Source organism: Vibrio sp. 1562 (assembly GCF_033340155.1).
Lineage (GTDB): Bacteria > Pseudomonadota > Gammaproteobacteria > Enterobacterales > Vibrionaceae > Vibrio > Vibrio alginolyticus.
In genome coordinates, this window is sequence record NZ_JAWOVY010000004.1 from 59880 (window position 1) to 82496 (window position 22617).

The following is a 22617-nucleotide window of genomic DNA, read 5'->3' on the forward strand; positions in this document are numbered from 1 at the left end:
GCACGGATCTAGATTAGGAACTCATCCAGAGATTTACCTGCATCAAGTTGCTCTTGAATCGCCGAAGGTGTACGACCTTGGCCAGTCCAAGTTTTCTCATTACCGTTTGAATCTGTGTATTTGTATTTAGCAGGGCGAGGTGCGCGCTTCGCTTTGCCTTTCGTCTTAGTTTCGCCAGATAGCGCAGTAATAAGTGCTTCTACGTCAATACCGTCTTGAGCGATTTTCTCAGCAATCTCTGCAAGCTTAGCTTCTTGCTCTGCTTGTGCTGCGCGTTCTGCTTCTTCTGCTTCACGACGCTCATCTACGACAGTAGTGAGTTTATCTAGAGCTTCTTCCAATTGTTCTAGAGTCAGCTCACGAGAAAATGCACGAAGGCTACGGATATTTAGAAGGGTTTTAGTCAGCTCTGACATAACGATTCCTATTAAAAGGTTAATGTGTTGGGCACTTTTTATCGTTACGATTAAATAATGCCAATCTATAAATAAACAAAGAGTCCTTATATTTAACTTTATCTTTTCCTTATGTGCAAATGCTAAATCAAGATTTTGTTTAAATTTGACTATTTTTTAAAGCAATTAATATTATTACACTCGAAATAAATCATTATTAGATGAGAACTAAAATCAACAATCATTATTGTATAGAGAGAGTGATAGCTTGGTTTTTTATAAAAAAATTTGAGTTATTACTTAAAAATATGAAGCATCCATCTTTAATGCTGTGTCATATATCCTTAATTTATTGATATAAGATAAACCATGATATTTCTAAGGTAGTAATAATGTTTCATAAATAACATGATTGATGTGATTTCAGTTGCACAAAACTTATGGAAGTAGGCAAGGTTTATAAATTATCTCAGTCATTATTTATTTGTTTAATTTAGTTTGATGTGTTGCATTGACTCTCATCATAAGTACAATGGCTGCCACCTGATGCAATATCGCAGACAATTTGTTGTTAATTTGTACAGTTAGTGGTTAATTGTTTGTTGTTGCCGTAGAGGCGCGGTCTCGAAGAGTAGCTATTATTGGGGTGATGCCAATGAATAATAGTGGAAGGCGAAGATTGCCGAAGTAAGTAACTCATCAAAGTTACTTGCTGGGGTTGTATCTGAAAGGAACAACACTGCCATAGTATATATTCACATTAAACTATGGAGCGCTACTGTAGGGTTGGGTGGAGTGTTCGCTTCCCTGTCGCTAAGTTCAACATGAGCACGTATCGTATGCTACGTGACTTGTCTGCAGTAGATCTCTAGCCAAACTTTGGTTTTTGAAGATCATGAATTTAATAGATTTTTCTAGTTCTCCTGTTTCATTATTGCCACCTATTGTCGCTTTGACTTTGGCGATTCTGACTCGACGTGTATTAGTTTCCTTAGGTGTAGGTATCGTGCTGGGTGCGGTTCTACTTAATAGCTGGTCTATCGGTGATACCGTTAGTTACGTGAGTTCTCAAGTTTCTTCTGTCTTTATTGAAGATGGCGGAATTAACACTTGGAACATGAGCATTGTTGGTTTCCTAATCTTATTAGGTATGACAACTGCATTATTAACGCTATCTGGTGGTACTCGTGCATTTGCCGAATGGGCACAATCTCGAGTGAAGAGTAAACGCGGCTCCAAACTTCTTGCTGCCTTTTTAGGCGTATTCATTTTTGTCGACGATTACTTTAACAGTCTTGCTGTTGGTGCCATTTCTCGTCCAGTAACCGATCGTTTTTATGTGTCTCGCGCGAAGCTTGCATACATTCTAGACTCAACTGCTGCACCAATGTGTGTGATCATGCCTGCTTCTAGCTGGGGTGCTTACATTATTACGATTATCGGCGGTATCTTAGTCTCACATGGGATCACTGAGTATTCGGCTCTTGGCGCGTACGTTCGTCTTATTCCAATGAACTTCTACGCAGTTTTTGCACTGCTTATGGTGTTTGCTGTGGCGTGGTTTGGCCTCGATATCGGTAAGATGCGTGAGCATGAAATCTCTGCATCTCAAGGCCGCGGCTTTGATAAAGACAAAGAAAATGACTCGCAAGAAGCGCATGACCTAAACGAAGAGCTAGATATCCGTGAAAGTGAAAAGGGTAAAGTGTCAGATTTGATACTTCCTATCGTAACGCTGATTATCGCGACTATCGCTTCAATGCTTTACACGGGTGGCCAAGCATTGGCTGCTGATGGTAAGGAGTTTGCGCTTCTTGGTGCTTTTGAAAATACAGATGTAGGTACATCACTAATCTACGGTAGCTTGCTTGGCTTAGCTGTTGCACTGTTTACTGTTGTGAAGCAAGGTCTACCAATGGCTGAGATCGCACGTACACTTTGGATTGGTGCTAAGTCTATGTTTGGTGCGATTCTAATCTTAGTATTTGCCTGGACCATTGGTTCTGTTATCGGTGATATGAAGACTGGTACTTACCTTTCGACAATGGCGCAGGGCAACATTAACCCACACTGGCTACCAGTTATCCTATTCTTGTTGTCTGGCCTAATGGCGTTCTCAACAGGTACTTCATGGGGTACGTTCGGCATTATGCTACCAATCGCGGGTGACATGGCTGGCGCAACAGACGTAGCGCTAATGCTACCGATGCTGAGTGCGGTTTTAGCTGGTGCGGTATTCGGTGACCATTGTTCACCAATCTCAGATACGACTATCTTGTCATCGACGGGTGCACGTTGTAACCACATTGATCACGTATCAACACAGCTACCTTATGCATTATCAGTCGCGCTTGTTTCATGCGTGGGCTTTATTGCCCTTGGTATGACTGCTTCAATTGCGTTTTCGTTTATTGCAGCGTCGATAACATTCGTTATCGTTTGCGCTATTTTGTCATGGCTTTCAAAGTCTAAAATAGCGTCTTGCCAGAGTGCGTAATTCACTGATTTAAAAGGTGAAATTGTAGGAGGCTTCGGCCTCCTTTTTTATTTGTGTTATACAATTCGAATTTTTTTAAAATTAAGGGTTGAAAAAAGTAATCAGCTTGGTTAGTGTGGTTGGTAACAAAGCAAATGAGAAGAGCCTTGAAATAAGTATGCGTAATTTTGTAATGAACATTCATCACCATCATCACCCAATCTAGTCTTTCGGGCGATGTACGCATACCCGGGAGGCAGGAAACTCCCGGAGGTAAAATCAAAGTAAAAGCAGATTTTAAACCCTCGGGAGACTTCAATCTCCCGAGGGTTTTTTAGTTTTATTAGTTTGAAAAATACTTAGATATCAAAATCTTGCATAGGGACAAAGCAATGCAAACACAACGTTTAAGAATCGCAATTCAGAAAAAAGGTCGTCTTAGCAAAGAGAGTCAAGCTCTACTAAAACAGTGCGGCGTAAAGTTCAACGTAATGGGCGAGCGTTTAGTTGTCCATTCTGAAAATATGCCAATTGATTTACTCTTGGTTCGTGACGACGACATCCCAGGTTTAATTATGGATGGCGTGGTTGACCTTGGCTTTATTGGCGAAAATGAACTAGAAGAAGTTCGCCTTGACCGCAAAGCATTAGGTGAACCCTGCGAGTTTGTTCAGCTTCGTCGACTTGATTTTGGTGGCTGTCGTTTATCTATCGCAATCGACAAGGACGAAGAGTACAACGGTCCACAAGACTTAGCTGGCAAGCGTATTGCTACAACGTATCCTCAACTTCTAAAAGCGTACATGGATGAAGCCGGCGTTCCATTCTCTACATGTATGCTGACAGGCTCTGTAGAAGTTGCGCCTCGCGCGGGTCTCGCTGATGCTATCGCTGATTTGGTTTCTACAGGTGCAACACTGGAAGCGAACGGCCTTAAAGAAGCTGAAATTATCTTCAAATCAAAAGCGACATTGATTCAACGAACAGGTGAGTTCGACGCAGACAAAGTGGCGCTAATCGAAAAGCTGTTAACTCGCATGCAAGGCGTGCAGCAAGCGAAAGAATCTAAGTACATTATGCTTCACGCCCCAGCAGAGAAGTTAGATCAAATTAAAGCACTACTGCCAGGTGCTGAAGACCCAACTGTTCTTCCTCTTTCTGCAGATAAGCAGAAAATGGCTGTTCACTTAGTGAGTTCTGAAAACCTATTCTGGGAAACAATGGAACAGCTGAAAGAGTTGGGCGCAAGTTCAATTCTCGTTCTACCAATTGAAAAAATGATGGAGTAAGCATCATGAGAACAGTCGTTTGGCAATCATTAAGTGAGAATCAGCAAGACTCTATTTTGGAGCGCCCTGCTATTGCAGAAGGTGCCAATATCACCACTGCTGTGGCCGAAGTTATTGCTAAAGTTCGAGAAGAAGGTGACTCTGCTCTTATTGAGCTGACAGAAAAGTTTGACCGTGTTAAGCCTGAATCCATTCGTGTTTCTTCTCAGGAAATTAAGGCAGCGTCAGAGCGTTTGTCAGAGTCAATGAAGAGCGCACTAGAGCAAGCTTACGCCAATATTTCTAAGTTCCACAAAGCGCAAAAGCCGCAACCGCTCAAGGTGGAAACGCAGCCAGGTGTTCTTTGTGAACAAGTAACACGTCCAATTCAAAAAGTGGGTTTGTACATTCCTGGTGGCAGTGCGCCTTTGCCATCGACTGTTTTGATGCTCGGCGTTCCTGCAAAAATTGCAGGTTGTCGTAAAGTCGTTCTTTGTTCTCCACCGCCAATCGCTGATGAGATCCTTTATGTCGCGAAGCTGTGTGGCATTGATGAAGTGTACAACGTCGGTGGTGGCCAAGCAGTTGCTGCAATGGCTTATGGCACCGAGACTGTATCGAAAGTAGATAAGATCTTTGGTCCGGGCAACGCTTACGTGACCGAAGCAAAACGACAGGTTAGCAATGATTTCCGCGGTGCTGCGATTGATATGCCAGCAGGGCCATCAGAAGTGCTAGTGATTGCAGATGAAACCGCAGATGCAGACTTTATCGCTGCGGATCTTTTGAGCCAAGCGGAACACGGTCCTGATTCTCAAGTGGTATTGGTGACTCCTTCTCCTGTGATTGCTGATCAAGTGACGGATGCGGTTCAACGTCAGCTTAAGGAGCTATCTCGTGCAGACATCGCAGAAAAGGCTCTGGCATCAAGCTTGATCATTATTTCCGAGTCGATGACGCAGTCAGTTTCTATTTCCAATTACTACGGTCCTGAGCACTTGATTGTTCAGACTAAGAACCCTCGTGAGCTTCTACCTCTATTAGATAACGCAGGTTCTATCTTCCTTGGGGATTGGTCTCCTGAATCTGCGGGAGATTACGCATCGGGGACTAACCACGTCCTTCCTACTTACGGTTACACACGTACTTATTCAAGCTTAGGTTTGGCGGATTTCTCTAAACGAATGACGGTTCAGGAGCTTTCTGCTGATGGTTTAAAGAACCTTGCACCAACGGTAGTCACGATGGCTGAAGCAGAAGGTCTGGACGCTCACAAACGTGCTGTTACTATCCGCGTAGAAAAATTAGCAAGTAAGTAAGAATAAGAGAGTAATGAGATGGAAAAGCTAGCGCGTAAACAAGTCCAACAGCTTACCCCTTATATGTCGGCTCGCCGAATCGGTGGTACGGGTGACGTATGGCTAAATGCCAACGAATCACCATTTAACAATGAATACAAAACAGACTTTGCTCGTCTTAATCGTTACAGCGAATGTCAGCCTAAAGAACTGATTTCTGCTTACGCAGCCTATGCGGGTGTGAAACCAGAGCAAACATTAACATCTCGTGGTGCGGATGAAGGTATTGAACTACTGATTCGTGCATTCTGTGAGCCGGGTGAAGATGCGATTCTTTACTGCCCACCGACTTACGGTATGTACGCCATCAGTGCAGAAACCATCGGTGTAGAGTGCAAAACCGTGCCGCTAACGTCAGATTGGCAACTAGACCTTGCAGGCATCGAAGCTAATCTGGATAACGTGAAACTGGTTTTTGTATGTTCGCCAAACAACCCAACAGGTAACTTGGTTAAGCGTGAGGACATTGTGTCTCTGCTTGAGATGACAAAAGACCGTGCAATCGTGGTGATGGATGAAGCGTACATCGATTTTTGTCCAGAAGCGTCAACGGTAGACCTACTGGCGCAATACCCGAACCTTGCAATTCTGCGTACTCTGTCGAAAGCTTTTGCGCTTGCAGGTCTACGTTGTGGATTTACGCTTGCGAACGAAGAGCTGATTAATGTACTTCTTAAAGTTATCGCACCTTACCCAGTCCCAGTTCCAGTGGCAGAAATTGCGACTCAGGCGCTTTCGGAAGCTGGTTTAGCGCGAGCGAAGTTTCAAGTTCTCGATTTGAATGCAAACCGTGCTTACTTGCAAGTTGGCCTTTCAATGATTCCGGGCTTGGAAGTGTTTGAAGGGTGGGGGAACTACCTATTGGTGAAATTCCCAGATGGCGATGACCTTTTCAAAGCGGCTTGGGATACGGGCATTATTTTGCGTAACTCGCCAATTGAAAACTGTGTGCGTATCAGTGTGGGTAACCGTGACGAGTGCGAAAAAACGCTTGGATTTATCAGAAACTACTACGCATAAATAGAGACAGAATTTATCGCTCTCGCTAAATAGCGGGAGCGCCAAAAGAATAGCAATAAGGAAGTTCGAGTGAGCAAACAACAAAAAATCCTTTTTATCGACCGTGATGGCACCTTAATTGTTGAGCCGCCGATTGATTTTCAAGTAGACCGTTTAGATAAGCTAAAACTAGAACCATTTGTTATCCCAAGCCTGCTGTCGTTGCAGGATGCAGGATACCGTCTAGTGATGGTCACGAACCAAGATGGTTTGGGTACCGACAGCTACCCACAAGCTGATTTTGATGCACCACACAACATGATGATGGAGATCTTTGAATCTCAAGGTGTGAAGTTTGATGATGTGCTGATTTGTCCTCACTTCGATGAAGATAACTGCTCTTGCCGTAAGCCTAAATTGGGCTTGGTAAAAGAGTACCTTCAAGGTGGCAAAGTGGATTTTCAAAACTCTGTTGTGATTGGCGATCGTCAAACCGATCTTCAACTTGCAGAAAACATGGCAATTCGTGGCATTCAATACAACCCAGAAACCATGGGTTGGAAACAGATCCTAAAAGATCTCACGGTGAAGGCTCGCGTTGCTGAAGTGGTTCGCACCACAAAAGAAACAGACATTAAAGTATTCGTTAATCTTGACGAGCAAGGCGGTAACGATATTTCTACAGGTCTTGGCTTTTTTGACCACATGCTGGATCAAATTGCGACGCACGGTGGATTCCAAATGGTGTGCAAAGTGGAAGGTGACCTGCACATTGATGATCACCACACAGTAGAAGATACCGCTCTTGCGTTGGGTCAAGCGTTGAAAGAAGCACTGGGTGACAAGCGTGGTATTGGTCGCTTTGGCTTTAGCTTGCCAATGGATGAGTGTTTGGCGCAATGCGCACTAGACCTATCAGGTCGTCCTTACCTTAAGTTCGACGCGCAGTTTAGTCGTGAGCAAGTGGGTGATCTTTCAACAGAGATGGTGGTTCACTTCTTCCGCTCTCTGACTGACACATTAGCGTGTACGTTGCACCTTTCTTCTGCGGGCAACAATGATCACCACATCATTGAAAGTCTATTTAAAGCGTTTGGTCGTACGTTACGCCAAGCAATCAAAGTAGAAGGCACTGAGCTACCAAGTAGTAAAGGCGTGCTTTAAGGCTAACGTTAGCAAGGAGAAAAACAGTGACAGAACAGAAAGTTGTCATTATCGATACTGGCTGTGCCAACGTTTCTTCGGTGAAGTTTGCCATTGAACGCCTAGGCTATGACGTAACGATTTCAAAAGATCCGCAAGTCGTATTATCCGCAGATAAGCTATTCCTACCGGGTGTGGGAACCGCCAGCGAAGCGATGAAGAACCTAGAAGAGCGCGATCTGATCAGCTTGGTAAAACAGGTAGAAAAGCCATTACTAGGTATCTGTTTAGGCATGCAACTGTTGGGCAAAGTGTCTCAAGAGAAAGGGCAGAAAGCCGACGAGTTAGTTGAGTGTCTTGGACTTTGTGATGGCGAAGTGAAGCTACTACAAACTGGCGATTTGCCGTTGCCGCATATGGGGTGGAACACGGTCTCTGCAAAAGCAGGTAATCCACTTTTCAAAGATATTGAAGAAGGAGAGTATTTCTACTTCGTGCACAGCTTTGCGATGCCTGTTGGGGATTACACGATTGCGGAATGTGAATACGGCAACCCGTTCACAGCAGCAGTACAAAGCGGTAACTATTACGGCGTGCAATTCCACCCTGAGCGTTCTTCAAAAGCGGGCGCGAAGCTTATTCAAAACTTCTTAGAATTATAAAAGGGATTTAGTGTGATTATTCCAGCTCTTGATTTAATTGAAGGACAGGTGGTTCGCCTTTATCAAGGTGATTACGGCCAAGTAACTGAGTACAAAGTCGACCCAGCAGAGCAGTTCAACTTGTACCACCAAGCTGGTGCTAACTGGCTGCACTTGGTGGATTTAACTGGCGCGAAAGACACGACAGCACGTCAACTTGATTTAATTGCAAAGCTACTAGCAAGCACGCCAGCGAACATCCAAATCGGTGGCGGAGTGCGCACAGAGCAAGACGTGATTGAGCTGCTAGAAGCGGGGGCTCAGCGTGTTGTCGTTGGCTCAACAGCAGTAAAACAGCCAGAGCTTGTGAAAGGTTGGATGGAAAAATACGGTGCAGAGAAAATCGTTCTCGCGCTAGACATCAACATCGATCAAGACGGCACACGTAAAGTAGCGATTTCTGGTTGGCAAGAAGATTCAGGCGTGACTATCGAAGCTCTGATCAACGATTACCTGACGGTAGGTTTGCAGCACGTGCTTTGTACGGACATTTCTCGTGACGGTACGCTAGAAGGCTCAAACGTAGAGCTTTATGTCGACCTATGTAAACAGTACCCACAAGTGCAGTTTCAATCTTCAGGTGGCATTGGCTCATTAGCAGATATCGAAGCGCTAAAAGGCAGCGGTGTGGCTGGTGTGATTGTTGGTCGTGCGCTGTTAGATGGTAAATTCACAGCAGAGGAGGCATTTGCATGCTGGCAAAGCGAATAATTCCATGTCTTGATGTTCGTGATGGACAAGTGGTGAAGGGCGTCCAGTTCCGCAACCACGAAATCATTGGCGACATCGTTCCTCTGGCGCAGCGTTATGCGGAAGAAGGCGCTGACGAGCTTGTGTTCTACGATATTACCGCTTCAAGTGATGGGCGTGTTGTTGACAAAAGTTGGGTCGCTCGCGTTGCTGAAGTGATTGATATTCCCTTCTGTGTCGCTGGTGGTATTAAATCAGCGGAAGATGCAGCGCGCATTCTTGAGTTTGGTGCAGACAAAGTGTCTATTAACTCACCTGCATTGGCTAACCCGCAACTGATTACTGACCTTGCTGATAAGTTTGGTGTGCAATGTATCGTCGTTGGTATCGATTCATACTACGACAAAGAGACAGGCAAGTATCAGGTTTACCAGTTTACTGGCGATGAAGAACGCACCAAAGCAACTCAATGGGAAACACGTGATTGGGTGCAAGAAGTACAAAAGCGTGGCGCTGGTGAAATCGTACTGAACATGATGAACCAAGACGGCGTACGTAACGGTTACGATATTGAACAACTTAACATGGTGCGTGAAGTGTGTAACGTGCCATTGATTGCATCGGGTGGGGCAGGTGCTATGGAGCACTTTGCGGAAGCATACCAAAAAGCAAATGTGGATGGCGCGCTTGCCGCATCGGTATTCCACAAACAAGTCATCAATATTGGTGAACTAAAGCAGTATTTGAAACAACAAGGCATTGAGGTACGACTATGAGTGTGAAAGCCGCCGAAGTAAGTTCGCTAGTTGAGCGAATCAACTGGGAAAAGGTGGATGGTCTGGTACCTGCTATCGTACAAGATTTCCAATCAAGCCAAGTGCTGATGATGGGTTATATGAACCAAGATGCGTTGGCAAAAACGGGCGAAACAGGTCAAGTGACGTTTTTCTCTCGTACCAAGCAGCGTCTTTGGACGAAAGGTGAGACCTCCGGCAACGTATTGCAACTAGTGAACATTCAGCTCGATTGCGACAACGATACGCTACTGGTGAAAGTGAATCCCATTGGTCCTACGTGTCACTTGGGTAACACAACTTGCTGGGATGTGGACCCTCAAGAGGAGTCACAAATGGTGTGGCTTCATCAACTTGAGCAGCTATTGGCTGCCCGCAAGAGTGCCGACCCAGATTCCTCTTATACTGCCAGTCTTTATGCCCGTGGCACCAAGCGTATTTCGCAAAAAGTGGGCGAAGAAGGCGTTGAAGTCGCGCTTGCGGCGACGTCGGGCGATAAGGCGGAGTTAGTGTGTGAATCTGCAGATTTGATTTATCACTTAATGGTATTGCTTCAAGACCAAGGCTTATCGATGAATGACGTAGTGAACAAACTGAAAGAGCGTCATAAGTAAGCTTGCGATAAGTGAAAGCCCCTATGCTCTCGAGCCTAGGGGCTTTTTACTTTAGTGTTCTTGATTCGGGGCAAAAACCGGCAACAGTGCTGGTGGCGATTAGATTCTGAATCACGCTCGTCCCTCGCTGTTCAGAATGACGGTATATTTTCTAATGGTACTTGCAGTAGAGTTATTTACTTCAAATAGGTACATATATTCACGTCACTCCAACGAACCTAGGCGAAGTCAAGAATCCAATTAAATCGAGCTCAATAAGCTAGGAGTGGATGATCTTACCCACAACACTTCTTAAATTTCTTACCGCTTCCACAGATACACGGGTCGTTACGACCTACTTTTAGGCTACTCACTGGTTGGTTTAGGCGAGGATCTTGTTCTGGTTCTTCTTCTAGCTCTTCTTCTGGAAACGTGCCGTCAATGTAGTACCAAAGCCCATTTTCTTTCACGAAACGAGAACGCTCTGTCATACAGTAGCGTTTGCCGTCTTCATCAAAATAAGCGCTAAACTCTACAAAGCCTTCATTGTCATTACTGCCAGCTTCTGTTTTTACAACTTCAAGCTTGCACCAATCGCTGTCGATAGATTGGGCAATGCCTTCACGTTGCTCTTCTGCATTACAGCTTGGGTGGTATGTGTTCACCACGTAATCCACTAGACCTAACACATGCGCGCTGTAACGAGAGCGCATTAGCTGCTCCGGAGTGGTGACGTCAGCGTGGTTATTGTGGGCAATTTCACAACACTGTTGGTAGGTGCGGTTAGAGCCGCAAGGACAAGAAGAAGCCATAAAATGAAATCTCGATTAATTAAGCGGTAAAAACAAACAACCCCACATAAGTGAGGTCGCAGGTATTCTTTGGGGCATTATAGCCGTTTAGGGCGTTTGAGACAGCAGTTCTTGAGCCCATTCCGTCGATTGATTAAAAGCGTCTGCTAATTGAGGTTCGGTTAATTTAAGAACGGTGCAATATCGCTCGGCTAACTCCCAGTCCGCTTGTTCGTAGGCGATCGTCATCGAAAGTAAGTGACCAAGTACGCCTTTTCGACTGGTTAATGCGAGTTTTATATCTTCGTCAACGGGGATATCTTCAATGACATCCGAGAGCGGTTGATCGAGCAAAGATCCGAGCAAAGAAAACATGCCTGTCAAAAAAGCCTGCCCAGGGTCATACCTAGTGTTCATTTGACTAAGTAGCAGTTCACACATTCGTGCACGCTGAATCGCTAAAGAGTAAAGAGAGTCAGGTTTATCTTCTTGAACGGAGGCAATTGCAACTAAGGAAATAAAGCGTCGTAGTCGCTCTTCACCCAGATAAATAAGCGCCTGTCTGAACGATTTGATCTTAGTCGTTAATGTATATCCTGAATTTACGTAAGTAAGCAGCTTGTATGACAGCGTCACATCAATCGAAAACAGACGTTCAACCTCATTGAAGTCGATGGGCTTATCTGCAATCTCTTTACAAAGTTGGATGACGGTAAGAAACGCGGGGTTCAACCGTTTTTTCTGGATCATCTCAGGTTTGCTAAAAAAATACCCTTGAAAATAGTTAAAACCGGCTTCTAGAGCTTGCTCAAACTCTTCATAGGTCTCTACCTTTTCCGCAAGAAAGTCGATTTTAAATGGGCTCAACGCCTGAATAAAAATGGCAGCTTTCTTGATCGGCACAAGTCTAATATCAAACTTGATCATGGAAACGTATGGAAGAAAACGCTTCCAAGCTTTCGTCGGAACAAAATCATCCAGAGCAATTTTGTACCCGCACTCATGAAGGTGCTTGATGGCTTCTAACAGTTCTTCTGTCGGTTGGCAGTCTTCAAGGACTTCAATGACGAGAGATTCTTTAGGAAACAAAGTTGGGACCAAGTTCACCAAGCTTTGATGCGGAAAGTTAACAAAGCCAAGTTTGTTTCCTAATGTGTTGTAATGCGTCGACAAAAAATGATCGGATAGCAGTCGACTAGTAGCCAGCTCTGGTTCTACTTCAGGGAAGGTATTTTTAGGGCCGTCTCGAAAGAGGAGTTCGTAACCTATGGTTCGTTTTTCTCTATCCAGAATCGGTTGGCGAGCTACGTAAGAATACTTCAATTAGGTACTTCGTTCTGTTTAACTTAGTATTATGATAATAGCGATTTTTTACAAAATATCTACGACTTGAGCGTGAATCTTCTACACGCTCTACATGCTTAACGCAAATTCTGTATGAACGGTCTCGTTTGCAGGTCAAAACTATCAGAATTTACTTTTAAAACTGAGCCTTGCGTATACCAATCCCCTAAAACAATTCGGGTCTTTTTAATGCCATCGACGTCAAAAAAATGTGTGTTCGGGCGATGTGTGTGACCATGAATCATTATGTTGACGCAGTTCTGAGACATCACTTTCTCGACCTCATTTTGGTTAACGTCCATGATATCTAATGACTTGCTCATTTTATCATCACGAATATCGGATTGAACTTTTGAGACAATTTTCTTCTTAATGAACCAAGGAATACGGTTAAACAACCATTGTAGCCATGGCTTGTGAACGGTTTTTCTAAACTCTTGGTATTTCACATCGTCAATGCAGAGCGTATCGCCATGTAGGATTACGGCTTTTTGACCATAAAGATCAATCGTGCAGACATCGTCGAGTAATGTCATACCGGTTTCTTTGCAAAAGCGTTTGCCGAGTAAAAAATCTCGATTGCCTTGGATGAAAAAAGTTGGCACACCCGCATCCGTCAGTGCTTTAAATTCTGCACGGATTTGGTCTGCAAAAGGGGTGTTGTCATCGTCACCAATCCAGAACTCAAACAGATCGCCGAGTACATAAAGTGCATCAGCTTTTGTTGCTTCTGTTCGCATGAACGTCACAAAACATTCCGTGATATCAGGACGTGATGGGGTAAGGTGAAGATCGGAAATAAATAATGTCGTCATAGAAATAAGGGGAAGCTATGCCTCCCCATTAACTTATCTTTTAAAAATAATTCCTAAGAATTACTCTTCAATTGTTGTACCAGTGATTACTACGTCTTCTAGAGGTACGTCTTGGTGCATGCCGTAAGAACCAGTGCTAACGCCTTTGATCTTATTTACGATGTCCATGCCTTCGATTACTTCACCGAACACACAGTAACCCCAACCATCTAGGCTTTCGCTACGGAAGTCTAGGAATGTGTTGTTGTTTACGTTGATGAAGAACTGAGAGCTTGCTGAATGCGGCTCCATAGTACGTGCCATAGCAAGTGTACCCACTTTGTTGCTTAGGCCGTTGTTTGCTTCGTTCTTGATAGGTGCACGAGTCGCTTTTTCACGTAGACCAGACTCCATACCACCACCTTGGATCATGAAGCCGTCAATAACACGGTGGAAAAGCGTGTTGTCGTAGAAACCGTCGCGGCAGTACTGAAGGAAGTTTGCGCTTGTCTCTGGCGCTTTCTCTTCGTTTAGTTGAATCTTGATGTCACCAAAATTAGTGTGAAGGGTGATCATGCTACTTTCCTTTACTGTGTTGTGTTGAGCCCGAGATTCTAGCCTAAGTTCTAGTGCTTTAAAAACTCAGGAAGAGGAAATTCTTCGTTTTGTGCTTGAAGTTTAGCCGATTATCGTTTTATCGGTTAATTGCTATTACCTAACTAGGTTGGAGTTGATATACTCATCTTCTTTTATTCATTCACAATCATAGATAGAGATCATGTTAAAGATATATAACACACTCACAAGACAGAAAGAGGAATTCAAACCAATTACAGCTGGCAAAGTCGGTATGTATGTCTGTGGAGTTACCATCTACGATCTCTGTCACATTGGTCACGGTCGTACTTTCGTCTCTTTTGACGTTGTATCACGTTACCTTCGCTACTTGGGCTACGATCTGACGTTTGTACGTAACATCACAGATATCGACGATAAGATCATCAAACGTGCCGCAGAAAATGGTGAGTCTTGCGATTCATTGACTGAGCGTTTGATTGGTGAAATGCACGCTGATTTTGATGCGCTGAACATGAAACGTCCGGACGTTGAACCTCGTGCGACACAGTTTATTGCTGAAATCATCGAATTGGTTGAGAAGCTAATCGAGCGCGGTTTTGCATACGTTGCAGATAACGGTGACGTAATGTTTGAAGTAGGTAAATTCAACGAATACGGCAAGCTTTCTAAGCAAGACCTTGATCAGCTTCAAGCTGGCGCGCGCGTTGATATCGAAACAGCAAAACGCAGCCCTCTAGACTTTGTACTTTGGAAGATGTCAAAGCCGGGTGAACCAACGTGGGAGTCACCATGGGGTCCTGGTCGTCCAGGTTGGCACATTGAGTGTTCAGCAATGAACTCTTCAATCCTAGGTAACCACTTCGACATTCACGGCGGTGGTTCTGACCTTCAGTTCCCACACCATGAAAATGAAATCGCACAATCATGCTGTGCACACGATACACAATACGTGAACACATGGATGCACAGCGGCATGGTAATGGTAGACCGTGAGAAGATGTCTAAATCTCTAGGTAACTTCTTTACTATCCGTGACGTTCTTGGTCACTACGATGCTGAAACAGTGCGTTACTTCCTAATGTCTGGTCACTACCGTAGCCAGTTAAACTACAGCGAAGATAACCTAAACCAAGCACGTGCTTCGCTTGAGCGCCTGTACACATCTCTACGTGGTTTAGACCTAAACGCTGCGCCTGCTGGTGGTGAAGAATACGTATCTCGCTTCACTGCAGCGATGAACGATGACTTCAACACACCAGAAGCTTACTCAGTACTGTTCGACATGGCGCGAGAAGTTAACCGTCTGAAGACAGAAAACCTAGAGAAAGCGAGCGAACTCGGTGCGCTAATGCGTGAACTAGCTGACGTGATCGGTATTCTTCACCAAGATCCTGAAGCCTTCCTAAAAGGTGATGCGGGTAACGATGATGAAGTGGCTGAAATTGAAGCTCTGATCAAGCTGCGTAATGACTCTCGCGCTGCGAAAGATTGGGCGAATGCAGATATGGCTCGTGACAAGCTGACCGAAATGGGCATTGTTCTGGAAGATGGTCCAGAAGGCACAACGTGGCGTCGTAAGTAATTGAATTTTCATTTTTAAAGGGCTGATAATTCAGCCCTTTTATTTTCCATTTCCATAAATTAAAACTTTAACTTTAGGTAATGCTCTGTGGCTCAGATGTATTTCTATTACTCAGCAATGAATGCGGGTAAATCAACAACGCTTCTTCAATCCTCTTTCAACTATCAAGAACGCGGCATGACGCCAGTTATTTTTACGGCTGCGCTAGATGATCGTTTTGGTGTCGGTAAAGTGAGCTCTCGTATTGGTCTTCAATCTGACGCACATTTATTTCGTCAGGATACCAATTTGTATCAAGAGATCGCAGATCTGAATGAGGTTGAAAAACGTCACTGTATTCTTGTTGATGAGTGTCAGTTCTTGTCGAAAGAACAAGTTTATCAACTTACTGAAGTCGTTGATAAGTTGCATATTCCAGTATTGTGTTACGGCCTTCGCACCGATTTTCTAGGCGAACTTTTTGAAGGCAGTAAGTATCTATTATCTTGGGCAGACAAGCTGGTTGAGCTCAAAACAATCTGCCATTGCGGCCGCAAAGCGAATATGGTTATTCGTACCGATGAACACGGCGTGGCAATTAAAGAAGGCGATCAAGTTGCGATCGGCGGTAACGATAAGTATGTCTCCGTATGCCGCCAACATTACAAAGAAGCGCTCGGTAAATAAGCCGTATTGATATAGAAAAGCCACCGTACTTGGTGGCTTTTTGTTTGTCGGTTAGAAAAAGCTAGACTAAGTCAAAACCAAATCGCTCGAGTAAAGCCTGGTAAGAAGATTCGACTTGCTGAGGGATGTTCTGCTCGGTTTGAAATCCTTTCTCTGGATAGCTTTTCACGCGAGAGAAATCTTCCATTAGTGCTTCTAGCACCATCATTAATGGCATGTCTTCATTAATGTACTCAAAAAATGGAAGAGCCGCAGAGCTTACTTGGAGCTGAGTGTAGGGTGACTGCCACTGTTTTTCAAATGTCGCGATTGCTCTACGCTCCATAAACGGTTTTTGTACCAGAATAAACGAGGAACACTGTTTTCCTTCCTCTTTTAATCGTTGCTCAGTAAAGCGAACGTTTTCTCCACTGTTTGTGGATTTAGTCTCGAGCAAAATTGCTTCACTTGGAACGCCCGACAACTTTGCAATCTCGGCAAAGGTTTCTGCCTCGCTTTTTTCAAACAGTCCATCTGTGAAGCGACCTTCACCCCCTGAAAATACAATCAAAGGTGCCAACTTTTGGTGGTAGAGCTTGGCAGCGTGCTCCGCTACACGCACATCATTACTGCACATCACAAACAAACAGTCCGCAGGTTTCAGTTCATGTTTGAGTTGCATGTAATCCCAAAGCGTTTCTATATGTCTATAGAGCCTCATAGCGCATCCAAAGTTGAATTGAAGTGAAATCGATAACCAAGTGAGAGTAGTTTGTCAGCAAGAATACGCTTGTCAGCTTGCTCTGTGACGGGTGGAAGAGGTATCTCACTTCCGATTTTGTTTATGGCAGCTTGGTAGAACTCAGCCTTGCTGACAGTATGAGGTGTAGTAACGTTAATGACTTGGTTGCTTAAATTGCCTAAGGCAAATTTCGCAGCCGAGACAGCATCATCTTGATGAAGCATATTAGCTGGTGCTTTACGACTAACTTGTTGAAGCCTTGCTGCAAAGCGAGATGGGTGTCTATCTGGCCCGATTAATCCGCTACAACGTAGAATAACAAAGTTAATATTCGAGTCGATAACATGCTGCTCTGCTTGAAGCATAATACGTGCATTGTCAGAGAAATAAGGGCTTTCGGCTGCTAAAGAGAGTGACGCGTCAGCTTCTTCCATATCGGAAGCAAGGTTAGGGTAAACCGTGGTAGAGCTGATCATGAGAAGTTTTTCAACGTTGTTTTGCTTAGCTGCGTTGGCAAGTATTTGCCATTGCTGTGCATATTCTTGACCGCGTCCTTTACGAAATCCTGGAGGAAAAGCACCGATAACGTGCGTAATTTGATGCTGTTTGAGCAGCTCATCTAGCCGTGCTGTGGCGTTCAATTGATTGAAATCGAACAATGCGGAGTGAGTTAATGAGGTGGGTAACTCTTTTAATCGAGTTTGGCTACGACGAGTGACGACAACATAGTGTCCATCTTTCATCAATGTTTCTGCTAGCGGAGTTCCGAGCCAGCCTGCACCTACGATCAATGTATTTGCCATTTGGGTCTTCCTACTTACTTATGTCTGCCCGAATAGGTTGAGCAGTTCTGCTTTGGCTTGTTGATGGAGGGGATCTGAATGCCATTTCTGGTGCTGAATAAGGTCAACATTGACTTGCCAAGCCAGTTTTGTGAAATCATCCCCAACTTTTTTTAATGTATTAGGTGAATACGCGACTAAATGCTGTGGTAGAAAGCACCAACCAAACCCTTTATTCGCCAATTCCAACAAAATATAGTAGTTATCAGCGTACCAGATATCTGGGCTAAATGCTTGATTGAGACCACATGGCTCTGCACTTTTGGATCGTATGACCAATTGACGATGTTGTTTTAGTTGATCAATGTGAGTGATTTGCTGCTTTGCTAAAGGATGCGTTGAAGAGACATAGACATCAAATGCAATATTGCCAAGATTGGTGAAATCGATGTGCCTTGGCATTTGTAAATCACTCAAAATAATCCCAGTCGTGGCGCGTTCCGACTTAACCAATTCAATGATATCAGGGCTTGATGCCGTTAAGCATTCAACTTGTAAGTGTGGAAAGCGTTGCTCTAACTTCTTTAGCACATCCGGCAAGCGAGTCAGAGGAATCCCTTCATCAATAGCTAAGGCTAATTTGTTCGTTGGCGTGGAAAAGAGCTGCGATGCCCTATTGTTTAGGCGGTCGAGTTGGCTGATTGTTGCTTGTGCATAGGGTACGAGAGCGAGGCCATTCTCAGTTAATTTAGGGTACCTGCCTGATCGATCGAAAAGCTCAACACCACAGTCGATCTCCATATTCATGATGTGCTGGCTCACTACAGATTGAGCTCGCCCCAGTTTTCTAGCTGCTCCTGAAAATGATCCTGCTTCTGATGTAGCAATAAAAGCTTGCAGTTGTTCGATGGTAAACATATCGCTTAAACCGATGGTATCTAACTTTTGGTTATCTAAATAATAGATAAAATTCTAAGCATTGAGTAGAACTATTTGGACAGAGAAATATGACTCGTAACGAACGAATTTTTCATGCAGTACTTTTTGAGTTAATCGCACTCGCGATTATTGTACCAGCGGCTTCATTGATCACTGGAAAGGGCTCTAGTGATCTTGCGTTGGTTGGGGTCGGGTTGAGCATGTATACCGTGATATGGAACTACATCTACAACTTGTACTTTGATAAGTGGTTTGGTGGCAATCGAGCTGAGCGAAGTTTAGCGATGCGGCTTGGACACACTGTTGGTTTCGAGGGAGGATTGATCTTTATCTCTCTACCTGTGATTGCCTGGTTCTTAGAAATTACGCTTCTTCAAGCTCTGATGCTGGAAGCCGGCTTCCTCGTTTTCTTCCTATTTTATGCTACTGGTTTTAACTGGTTGTATGACAAGGTTCAACCATTTAGCAAAATGAAAAAGCGATTATTGCCGCAGGCATCGACAGGAAAAATATAGGACTAAAAAACGCCACCGAGTTCGGTGGCGTTTTTTGTTCAAATTACACAGACAAAACTCTTAAAATCTTATCTGCATGTTCTGCAACTTCAATGCCTTCGTCTGTTAGATAACCACCGTCAGGCTGTGTACAAAGTTGCTTCTCATATAGACGAGCAACGGCTGCCTGCATTTCTTCTGACGCGTCTGTATGAACTTTAATACCAGTTGCAGCACTACTTAGGTCGAACTGAAGAAGTAGATTCAATTCGGCGATATGTTCAGCTGAATATTTCATAAATGATTCCTTTGCGCTTTTTTTACCAAGCTAGTCTGAAAAGTAGCGTTGGGCAACATTCAACGACAAGAAGTGTTAAGTATGGCGCTATCAGGCTGATATAACGCAGAATCTTTGTTCGAAAGGCCGAATACTTGTTAAGTATCAATGATACTTACGGTAGCGAATGATAGGCGCTATTTATTGCTTGATCTCCCAATAACAACGATTTTAGTAAACACGCCAAATAGCACTTGAAAAAATAGGGAAATAGAGCGATTATCCGCGCCTCTTTAAATGTTTCTAAATGTTACACCAGAATGAACTTTAATCAGTTTGACTCACTATTACCGCCACAAGCTGCGGAACGCGCGGCTGAAGTGGGGGTAGGCAAAGCAACGAAAGCTCCAATCAAATCTTTTCTGCTCGCCATTTCTGCGGGGCTTCATATTGGTATTGCTTTCATCTTCTATACCACGGTAACGACAGGCGCAGGCGAGCTGCCTTGGGGCATTACACGACTCATTGGTGGTCTGGCATTTAGCCTTGGTTTGATTTTGGTGGTGGTTACTGGCGGCGAGCTTTTCACTAGCTCTGTGCTGACACTAGTTGCGCGTGCGAGTGGAAAAATCTCTTGGCAAGCACTTATCAAAAACTGGTTGGTGGTTTACTTTGGCAATATGGTTGGGGCCATTTTGCTCGTGGCCTGTATGCTAGTTACCAAGCAATATATGTTTGATCATGGCCAAGTTGGTCTTAACGCGATGGCGATCTCCCAACACAAATTACATCATGGTTTCTTTGCTGCTGTTGCGCTTGGCATTATGTGTAACGTATTAGTTTGTATTGCAGTTTGGATGACGTTTAGTGGGCGAACATTGACAGATAAAATAGCGGTCATGATTTTGCCTGTGGCTATGTTCGTGTCGGCAGGTTTTGAGCACTGTATTGCGAACATGTTCCAAGTACCTATGGCGATTGGTATTAAGTACTTTGCGCCAGAAGCGTTTTGGCAAATGACAGGGGCAGATATTGCAAACTACGCGGACTTAAACATGATGGGGTTCATCGTAAACAACCTAATTCCTGTTACGATAGGAAACATTATTGGTGGTGGCGTATTTGTTGGCATGTGGTATTGGATGATTTATCTACGCGATGAAGATAACCATTTGCGATAAGTTTAGAAGATCACAAGAAAGGCGAACCAGATGGTTCGCCTTTCTTTTTATTTGTCTCTGCAAATGTCAAATAAGTCGAGTCATGTTAAATCAACTCTTCGTTGATGCCAAAATCGGTTGGGAGCCAATGAGAAGTTACTTCCTTTGGTTCTTGAACGAGCCAATCCAGAGGTGCATCGGACAGGAGTTCATCGTAATTTTCTTTGATCATTAAGACATCCATGTACGTCTCTCCAAGTTTGTGGTCACTGCCTTTACTTTAAAATTAGAACATGTTAGTCACGTGATCAATGCATGACGATTCGATTGATCACTTATGTTGCTATGTTTCTGGTTGCGTATGGGTTTTGGGGGCTTATCCACATTTTCTGTGGATAACCTGTATCAAAGGTCGTGCGTATCTAAACTTGCAAAGAAAATTTCATAAAATTAGAGGCTTATATCAAAAAGAATTCTGCCTGACTTTTCATCTGAAAGCGTCTTGATGAGTGCTCGAAGAATAGTTGAGTTATTCAGTTATAAGTATGTTCGACTTGGCAATATAAGTTGTTTAACGGTCTTTACCCACAAGCGCCAGCTAACCATGAGTTTTGGTCGATTCGGGTTGCTCGATTTTTATCTTTATTCGGCCTTCTTTGGTTTGTACCCAGCGCAATGTCATTTCTAACGTTATGGTTACGGAGGCACTCAACATGACGAAAATAGCCAGCATAATTACTAACTGGTATTTAATCGCAACCATCGGGCTCGCGCCACCTAGAATTTGACCGGTCATCATACCCGGTAAGGTAACCAGCCCTGTAGTGGCCATAGAAGCTAAAGTCGGGGCAAGGGACTTTCTAAGAGCCTCCTGAATGAAGGGGAAGGATGCGTAGCGAGGAGAGGCTCCAAGTGAGATTGCAGCCTCATATTCTACTTGTCTCTGCTCAAAAGCCGTAAACAAATTCTGAAGAGCGATGATATTACTACTCAAGCTGTTACCCAATAACATACCAGCAAGTGGGATCATGTACTGCGCATTGTAAATAGGGGATGGTTGCACTAAGCCTGCTGTAATTGCTATCAGAAGTGGTATTAGACCACAGGTAAGGCCCGTTAGTAGCGGAAGCATAAGTGGCTTTTTAGGTAAGCGAGCTTTTCCCGCAATTGAGCTGGCACCAATCAGTAGCATGATGGCAAGCCAAAGTATATTGACAAGTAAGCTGTTTAATTGAAAAAGATATTCTAAATACACGCCAATCAATATGAGCTGAAGTGTCATTCGGATAACACTGATTATGGTGTCTTTTGCTATCCCTAATTTGTAGCGGGCATTGATAAAGAAGGGGACCAATAAAATCAAACCAAACAGTGCCAGTTTGACCCAGCTTATATCCACCACGTTGTCCATAATCGCTCCTTGAAAATACGCGAATAATTGTATCTAAGCCTCCCCTTTATATGAACCACTACGTGCACTTTTTGCTGTTCTTAAAGTAAATCTTGAGTGCTATTTTCGACATTAATACGCAGCATTTTGTTTACAAACGGTTATCTTTTTCGGAGTTTTTAAGTCGATTTATGGCATGGTAATTACGATTTAAATGTGATCGATGTTTCTTAAATGTTGGTTATTTAACAACTCCTTAAAAGACTTATTTTGTCACATCTGTTCATGTTTTTTAATAAATAACATCAATCCATCATATCTCTGGATGAGCTCAAAAAAGTGTTGAATTACAAGGTCTGAGGTCGCTTATTTGATTGAACCCTACTATTAGTATGGTCTAACATTTTCCATTAGAGATTGTAAAAAACTTAAGCTTGGTTACGCGGGCTTTTCAATAACACTAGATACAAAATAGGCAAATGTATGAGTGATGTTAATAAAATTGAGAGTGGTGAAAAACGCTCCCTGGAGTGGAAGTCGTTCCTCTTCATTGCAGTTGTTCTCTTCCCAATTCTGAGTGTGGCCTTTGTTGGCGGCTACGGGTTCATCGTTTGGATGTTGCAAGTCTTCTTCTTTGGACCTCCAGGCGCGCACGGCATGTAAGCCAGTGAGCTCATAACC

25 protein-coding genes, 1 riboswitch and 1 other annotated feature are annotated in these 22617 nt (G+C 43.8%); of the genes, 14 read left to right on the forward strand and 11 right to left on the reverse strand.

Annotated features, from left to right (window positions below):
- Nucleotides 1–8 precede the first annotated feature (8 nt).
- On the reverse strand, nt 9–416 hold the full coding sequence (locus R7Z49_RS05470; RefSeq protein ID WP_005378185.1) for an H-NS family nucleoid-associated regulatory protein: 408 nt from the start codon (nt 414–416) through the stop codon (nt 9–11).
- A gap of 582 nt (nt 417–998) precedes the next feature.
- Nucleotides 999–1181, forward strand: a riboswitch (Lysine riboswitch).
- A gap of 109 nt (nt 1182–1290) precedes the next feature.
- Between R7Z49_RS05470 and tet(35) the strand changes: the two genes are divergently transcribed.
- The 9 genes from tet(35) to hisIE all read left to right on the forward strand — a co-directional run bounded on the left by tet(35) (nt 1291) and on the right by hisIE (nt 10438).
- The gene (gene tet(35), locus R7Z49_RS05475; protein ID WP_318111434.1) at nt 1291–2892 is read left to right on the forward strand and encodes a tetracycline efflux Na+/H+ antiporter family transporter Tet(35); all 1602 of its coding nucleotides are present in this window, start codon (nt 1291–1293) and stop codon (nt 2890–2892) included.
- Nucleotides 2893–3072: 180 nt separating this feature from the next.
- Nucleotides 3073–3210 (forward strand) — a sequence feature (His leader region).
- 53 nt (nt 3211–3263) lie between these two features.
- On the forward strand, nt 3264–4160 hold the full coding sequence (hisG, locus tag R7Z49_RS05480) for an ATP phosphoribosyltransferase (protein ID WP_005378180.1): 897 nt from the start codon (nt 3264–3266) through the stop codon (nt 4158–4160).
- Nucleotides 4161–4165: 5 nt separating this feature from the next.
- Nucleotides 4166–5458 carry a histidinol dehydrogenase gene (hisD, locus tag R7Z49_RS05485; RefSeq protein ID WP_054577956.1) on the forward strand — a complete coding sequence of 431 codons (1293 nt, stop codon included), beginning with the start codon at nt 4166–4168 and terminating at the stop codon, nt 5456–5458.
- 18 nt (nt 5459–5476) lie between these two features.
- Complete coding sequence (gene hisC / locus R7Z49_RS05490) at nt 5477–6517, forward strand: histidinol-phosphate transaminase (protein ID WP_086046628.1); 1041 nt, start codon at nt 5477–5479, stop codon at nt 6515–6517.
- A gap of 69 nt (nt 6518–6586) precedes the next feature.
- Nucleotides 6587–7660, forward strand: a complete 1074-nt coding sequence (gene hisB, locus R7Z49_RS05495) for a bifunctional histidinol-phosphatase/imidazoleglycerol-phosphate dehydratase HisB (RefSeq protein ID WP_005389832.1) — start codon at nt 6587–6589, stop codon at nt 7658–7660.
- A 26-nt stretch (nt 7661–7686) separates the two neighbouring features.
- Nucleotides 7687–8301: an imidazole glycerol phosphate synthase subunit HisH gene (gene hisH, locus R7Z49_RS05500; RefSeq protein ID WP_017821716.1), complete on the forward strand. Its 615-nt coding sequence runs from the start codon at nt 7687–7689 to the stop codon at nt 8299–8301.
- Nucleotides 8302–8313: 12 nt separating this feature from the next.
- Nucleotides 8314–9051: a 1-(5-phosphoribosyl)-5-[(5-phosphoribosylamino)methylideneamino]imidazole-4-carboxamide isomerase gene (gene hisA, locus R7Z49_RS05505; RefSeq protein WP_053307442.1), complete on the forward strand. Its 738-nt coding sequence runs from the start codon at nt 8314–8316 to the stop codon at nt 9049–9051.
- Nucleotides 9033–9806: an imidazole glycerol phosphate synthase subunit HisF gene (gene hisF, locus R7Z49_RS05510; RefSeq protein WP_004749837.1), complete on the forward strand. Its 774-nt coding sequence runs from the start codon at nt 9033–9035 to the stop codon at nt 9804–9806. The genes hisA and hisF overlap by 19 nt, the downstream gene beginning before the upstream one ends.
- Nucleotides 9803–10438 carry a bifunctional phosphoribosyl-AMP cyclohydrolase/phosphoribosyl-ATP diphosphatase HisIE gene (gene hisIE / locus R7Z49_RS05515; protein ID WP_053307441.1) on the forward strand — a complete coding sequence of 212 codons (636 nt, stop codon included), beginning with the start codon at nt 9803–9805 and terminating at the stop codon, nt 10436–10438. The genes hisF and hisIE overlap by 4 nt, the downstream gene beginning before the upstream one ends.
- A gap of 275 nt (nt 10439–10713) precedes the next feature.
- On the opposite strand, the gene R7Z49_RS05520 is transcribed toward hisIE, so the two are convergent.
- The 4 genes from R7Z49_RS05520 to R7Z49_RS05535 all read right to left on the reverse strand — a co-directional run bounded on the left by R7Z49_RS05520 (nt 10714) and on the right by R7Z49_RS05535 (nt 13922).
- Nucleotides 10714–11229, reverse strand: coding sequence for a YchJ family protein (locus R7Z49_RS05520; RefSeq protein WP_031812834.1), 516 nt, complete (start codon nt 11227–11229; stop codon nt 10714–10716).
- Between the two features lie 87 nt (nt 11230–11316).
- Nucleotides 11317–12531, reverse strand: coding sequence for an EAL and HDOD domain-containing protein (locus R7Z49_RS05525; protein WP_017821720.1), 1215 nt, complete (start codon nt 12529–12531; stop codon nt 11317–11319).
- Nucleotides 12532–12629: 98 nt separating this feature from the next.
- Nucleotides 12630–13367, reverse strand: a complete 738-nt coding sequence (gene lpxH, locus R7Z49_RS05530) for a UDP-2,3-diacylglucosamine diphosphatase (protein WP_005378157.1) — start codon at nt 13365–13367, stop codon at nt 12630–12632.
- A 60-nt stretch (nt 13368–13427) separates the two neighbouring features.
- Nucleotides 13428–13922: a peptidylprolyl isomerase gene (locus tag R7Z49_RS05535; protein WP_005378156.1), complete on the reverse strand. Its 495-nt coding sequence runs from the start codon at nt 13920–13922 to the stop codon at nt 13428–13430.
- A gap of 202 nt (nt 13923–14124) precedes the next feature.
- Between R7Z49_RS05535 and cysS the strand changes: the two genes are divergently transcribed.
- Nucleotides 14125–15507 (forward strand): cysteine--tRNA ligase, encoded by a 1383-nt coding sequence (gene cysS / locus R7Z49_RS05540; RefSeq protein WP_005378155.1) that lies wholly within the window; start codon nt 14125–14127, stop codon nt 15505–15507.
- A gap of 87 nt (nt 15508–15594) precedes the next feature.
- A complete protein-coding gene (locus tag R7Z49_RS05545; protein ID WP_042522050.1) occupies nt 15595–16173 on the forward strand; it encodes a thymidine kinase in 579 nt (192 codons plus the stop codon).
- A gap of 61 nt (nt 16174–16234) precedes the next feature.
- Here R7Z49_RS05545 and R7Z49_RS05550 read toward each other — a convergent pair whose 3' ends face one another.
- From R7Z49_RS05550 to R7Z49_RS05560, 3 genes are read right to left on the reverse strand one after another with little or no spacing between them, the layout of a single operon-like run.
- Nucleotides 16235–16873 (reverse strand): YdcF family protein, encoded by a 639-nt coding sequence (locus R7Z49_RS05550; protein WP_042522048.1) that lies wholly within the window; start codon nt 16871–16873, stop codon nt 16235–16237.
- Nucleotides 16870–17697: an NAD-dependent epimerase/dehydratase family protein gene (locus R7Z49_RS05555; protein ID WP_025766873.1), complete on the reverse strand. Its 828-nt coding sequence runs from the start codon at nt 17695–17697 to the stop codon at nt 16870–16872. Before R7Z49_RS05555 ends, R7Z49_RS05550 begins: the two co-directional genes overlap by 4 nt.
- 18 nt (nt 17698–17715) lie before the next feature.
- On the reverse strand, nt 17716–18594 hold the full coding sequence (locus tag R7Z49_RS05560) for a LysR family transcriptional regulator (protein ID WP_025766872.1): 879 nt from the start codon (nt 18592–18594) through the stop codon (nt 17716–17718).
- An 89-nt stretch (nt 18595–18683) separates the two neighbouring features.
- On the opposite strand from R7Z49_RS05560, the gene R7Z49_RS05565 reads away from it, so the two are divergent.
- Nucleotides 18684–19130, forward strand: a complete 447-nt coding sequence (locus R7Z49_RS05565; RefSeq protein ID WP_005378150.1) for a PACE efflux transporter — start codon at nt 18684–18686, stop codon at nt 19128–19130.
- A 43-nt stretch (nt 19131–19173) separates the two neighbouring features.
- Here the strand turns inward: R7Z49_RS05565 and R7Z49_RS05570 are convergent, their stop codons facing one another.
- Nucleotides 19174–19407: a TIGR02647 family protein gene (locus R7Z49_RS05570; RefSeq protein ID WP_005378148.1), complete on the reverse strand. Its 234-nt coding sequence runs from the start codon at nt 19405–19407 to the stop codon at nt 19174–19176.
- Between the two features lie 299 nt (nt 19408–19706).
- On the opposite strand from R7Z49_RS05570, the gene focA reads away from it, so the two are divergent.
- Nucleotides 19707–20567: a formate transporter FocA gene (focA, locus tag R7Z49_RS05575; RefSeq protein WP_005378146.1), complete on the forward strand. Its 861-nt coding sequence runs from the start codon at nt 19707–19709 to the stop codon at nt 20565–20567.
- Nucleotides 20568–20652: 85 nt separating this feature from the next.
- Here the strand turns inward: focA and R7Z49_RS05580 are convergent, their stop codons facing one another.
- Together R7Z49_RS05580 and R7Z49_RS05585 are read right to left on the reverse strand one after the other, a co-directional pair.
- On the reverse strand, nt 20653–20790 hold the full coding sequence (locus tag R7Z49_RS05580; protein ID WP_005378145.1) for a hypothetical protein: 138 nt from the start codon (nt 20788–20790) through the stop codon (nt 20653–20655).
- 354 nt (nt 20791–21144) lie between these two features.
- Nucleotides 21145–21957: an ABC transporter permease gene (locus R7Z49_RS05585; RefSeq protein ID WP_318111437.1), complete on the reverse strand. Its 813-nt coding sequence runs from the start codon at nt 21955–21957 to the stop codon at nt 21145–21147.
- Between the two features lie 462 nt (nt 21958–22419).
- Between R7Z49_RS05585 and torE the strand changes: the two genes are divergently transcribed.
- A complete protein-coding gene (gene torE / locus R7Z49_RS05590; protein WP_005378141.1) occupies nt 22420–22599 on the forward strand; it encodes a trimethylamine N-oxide reductase system protein TorE in 180 nt (59 codons plus the stop codon).
- The last annotated feature ends 18 nt before the right edge of the window (nt 22600–22617 follow it).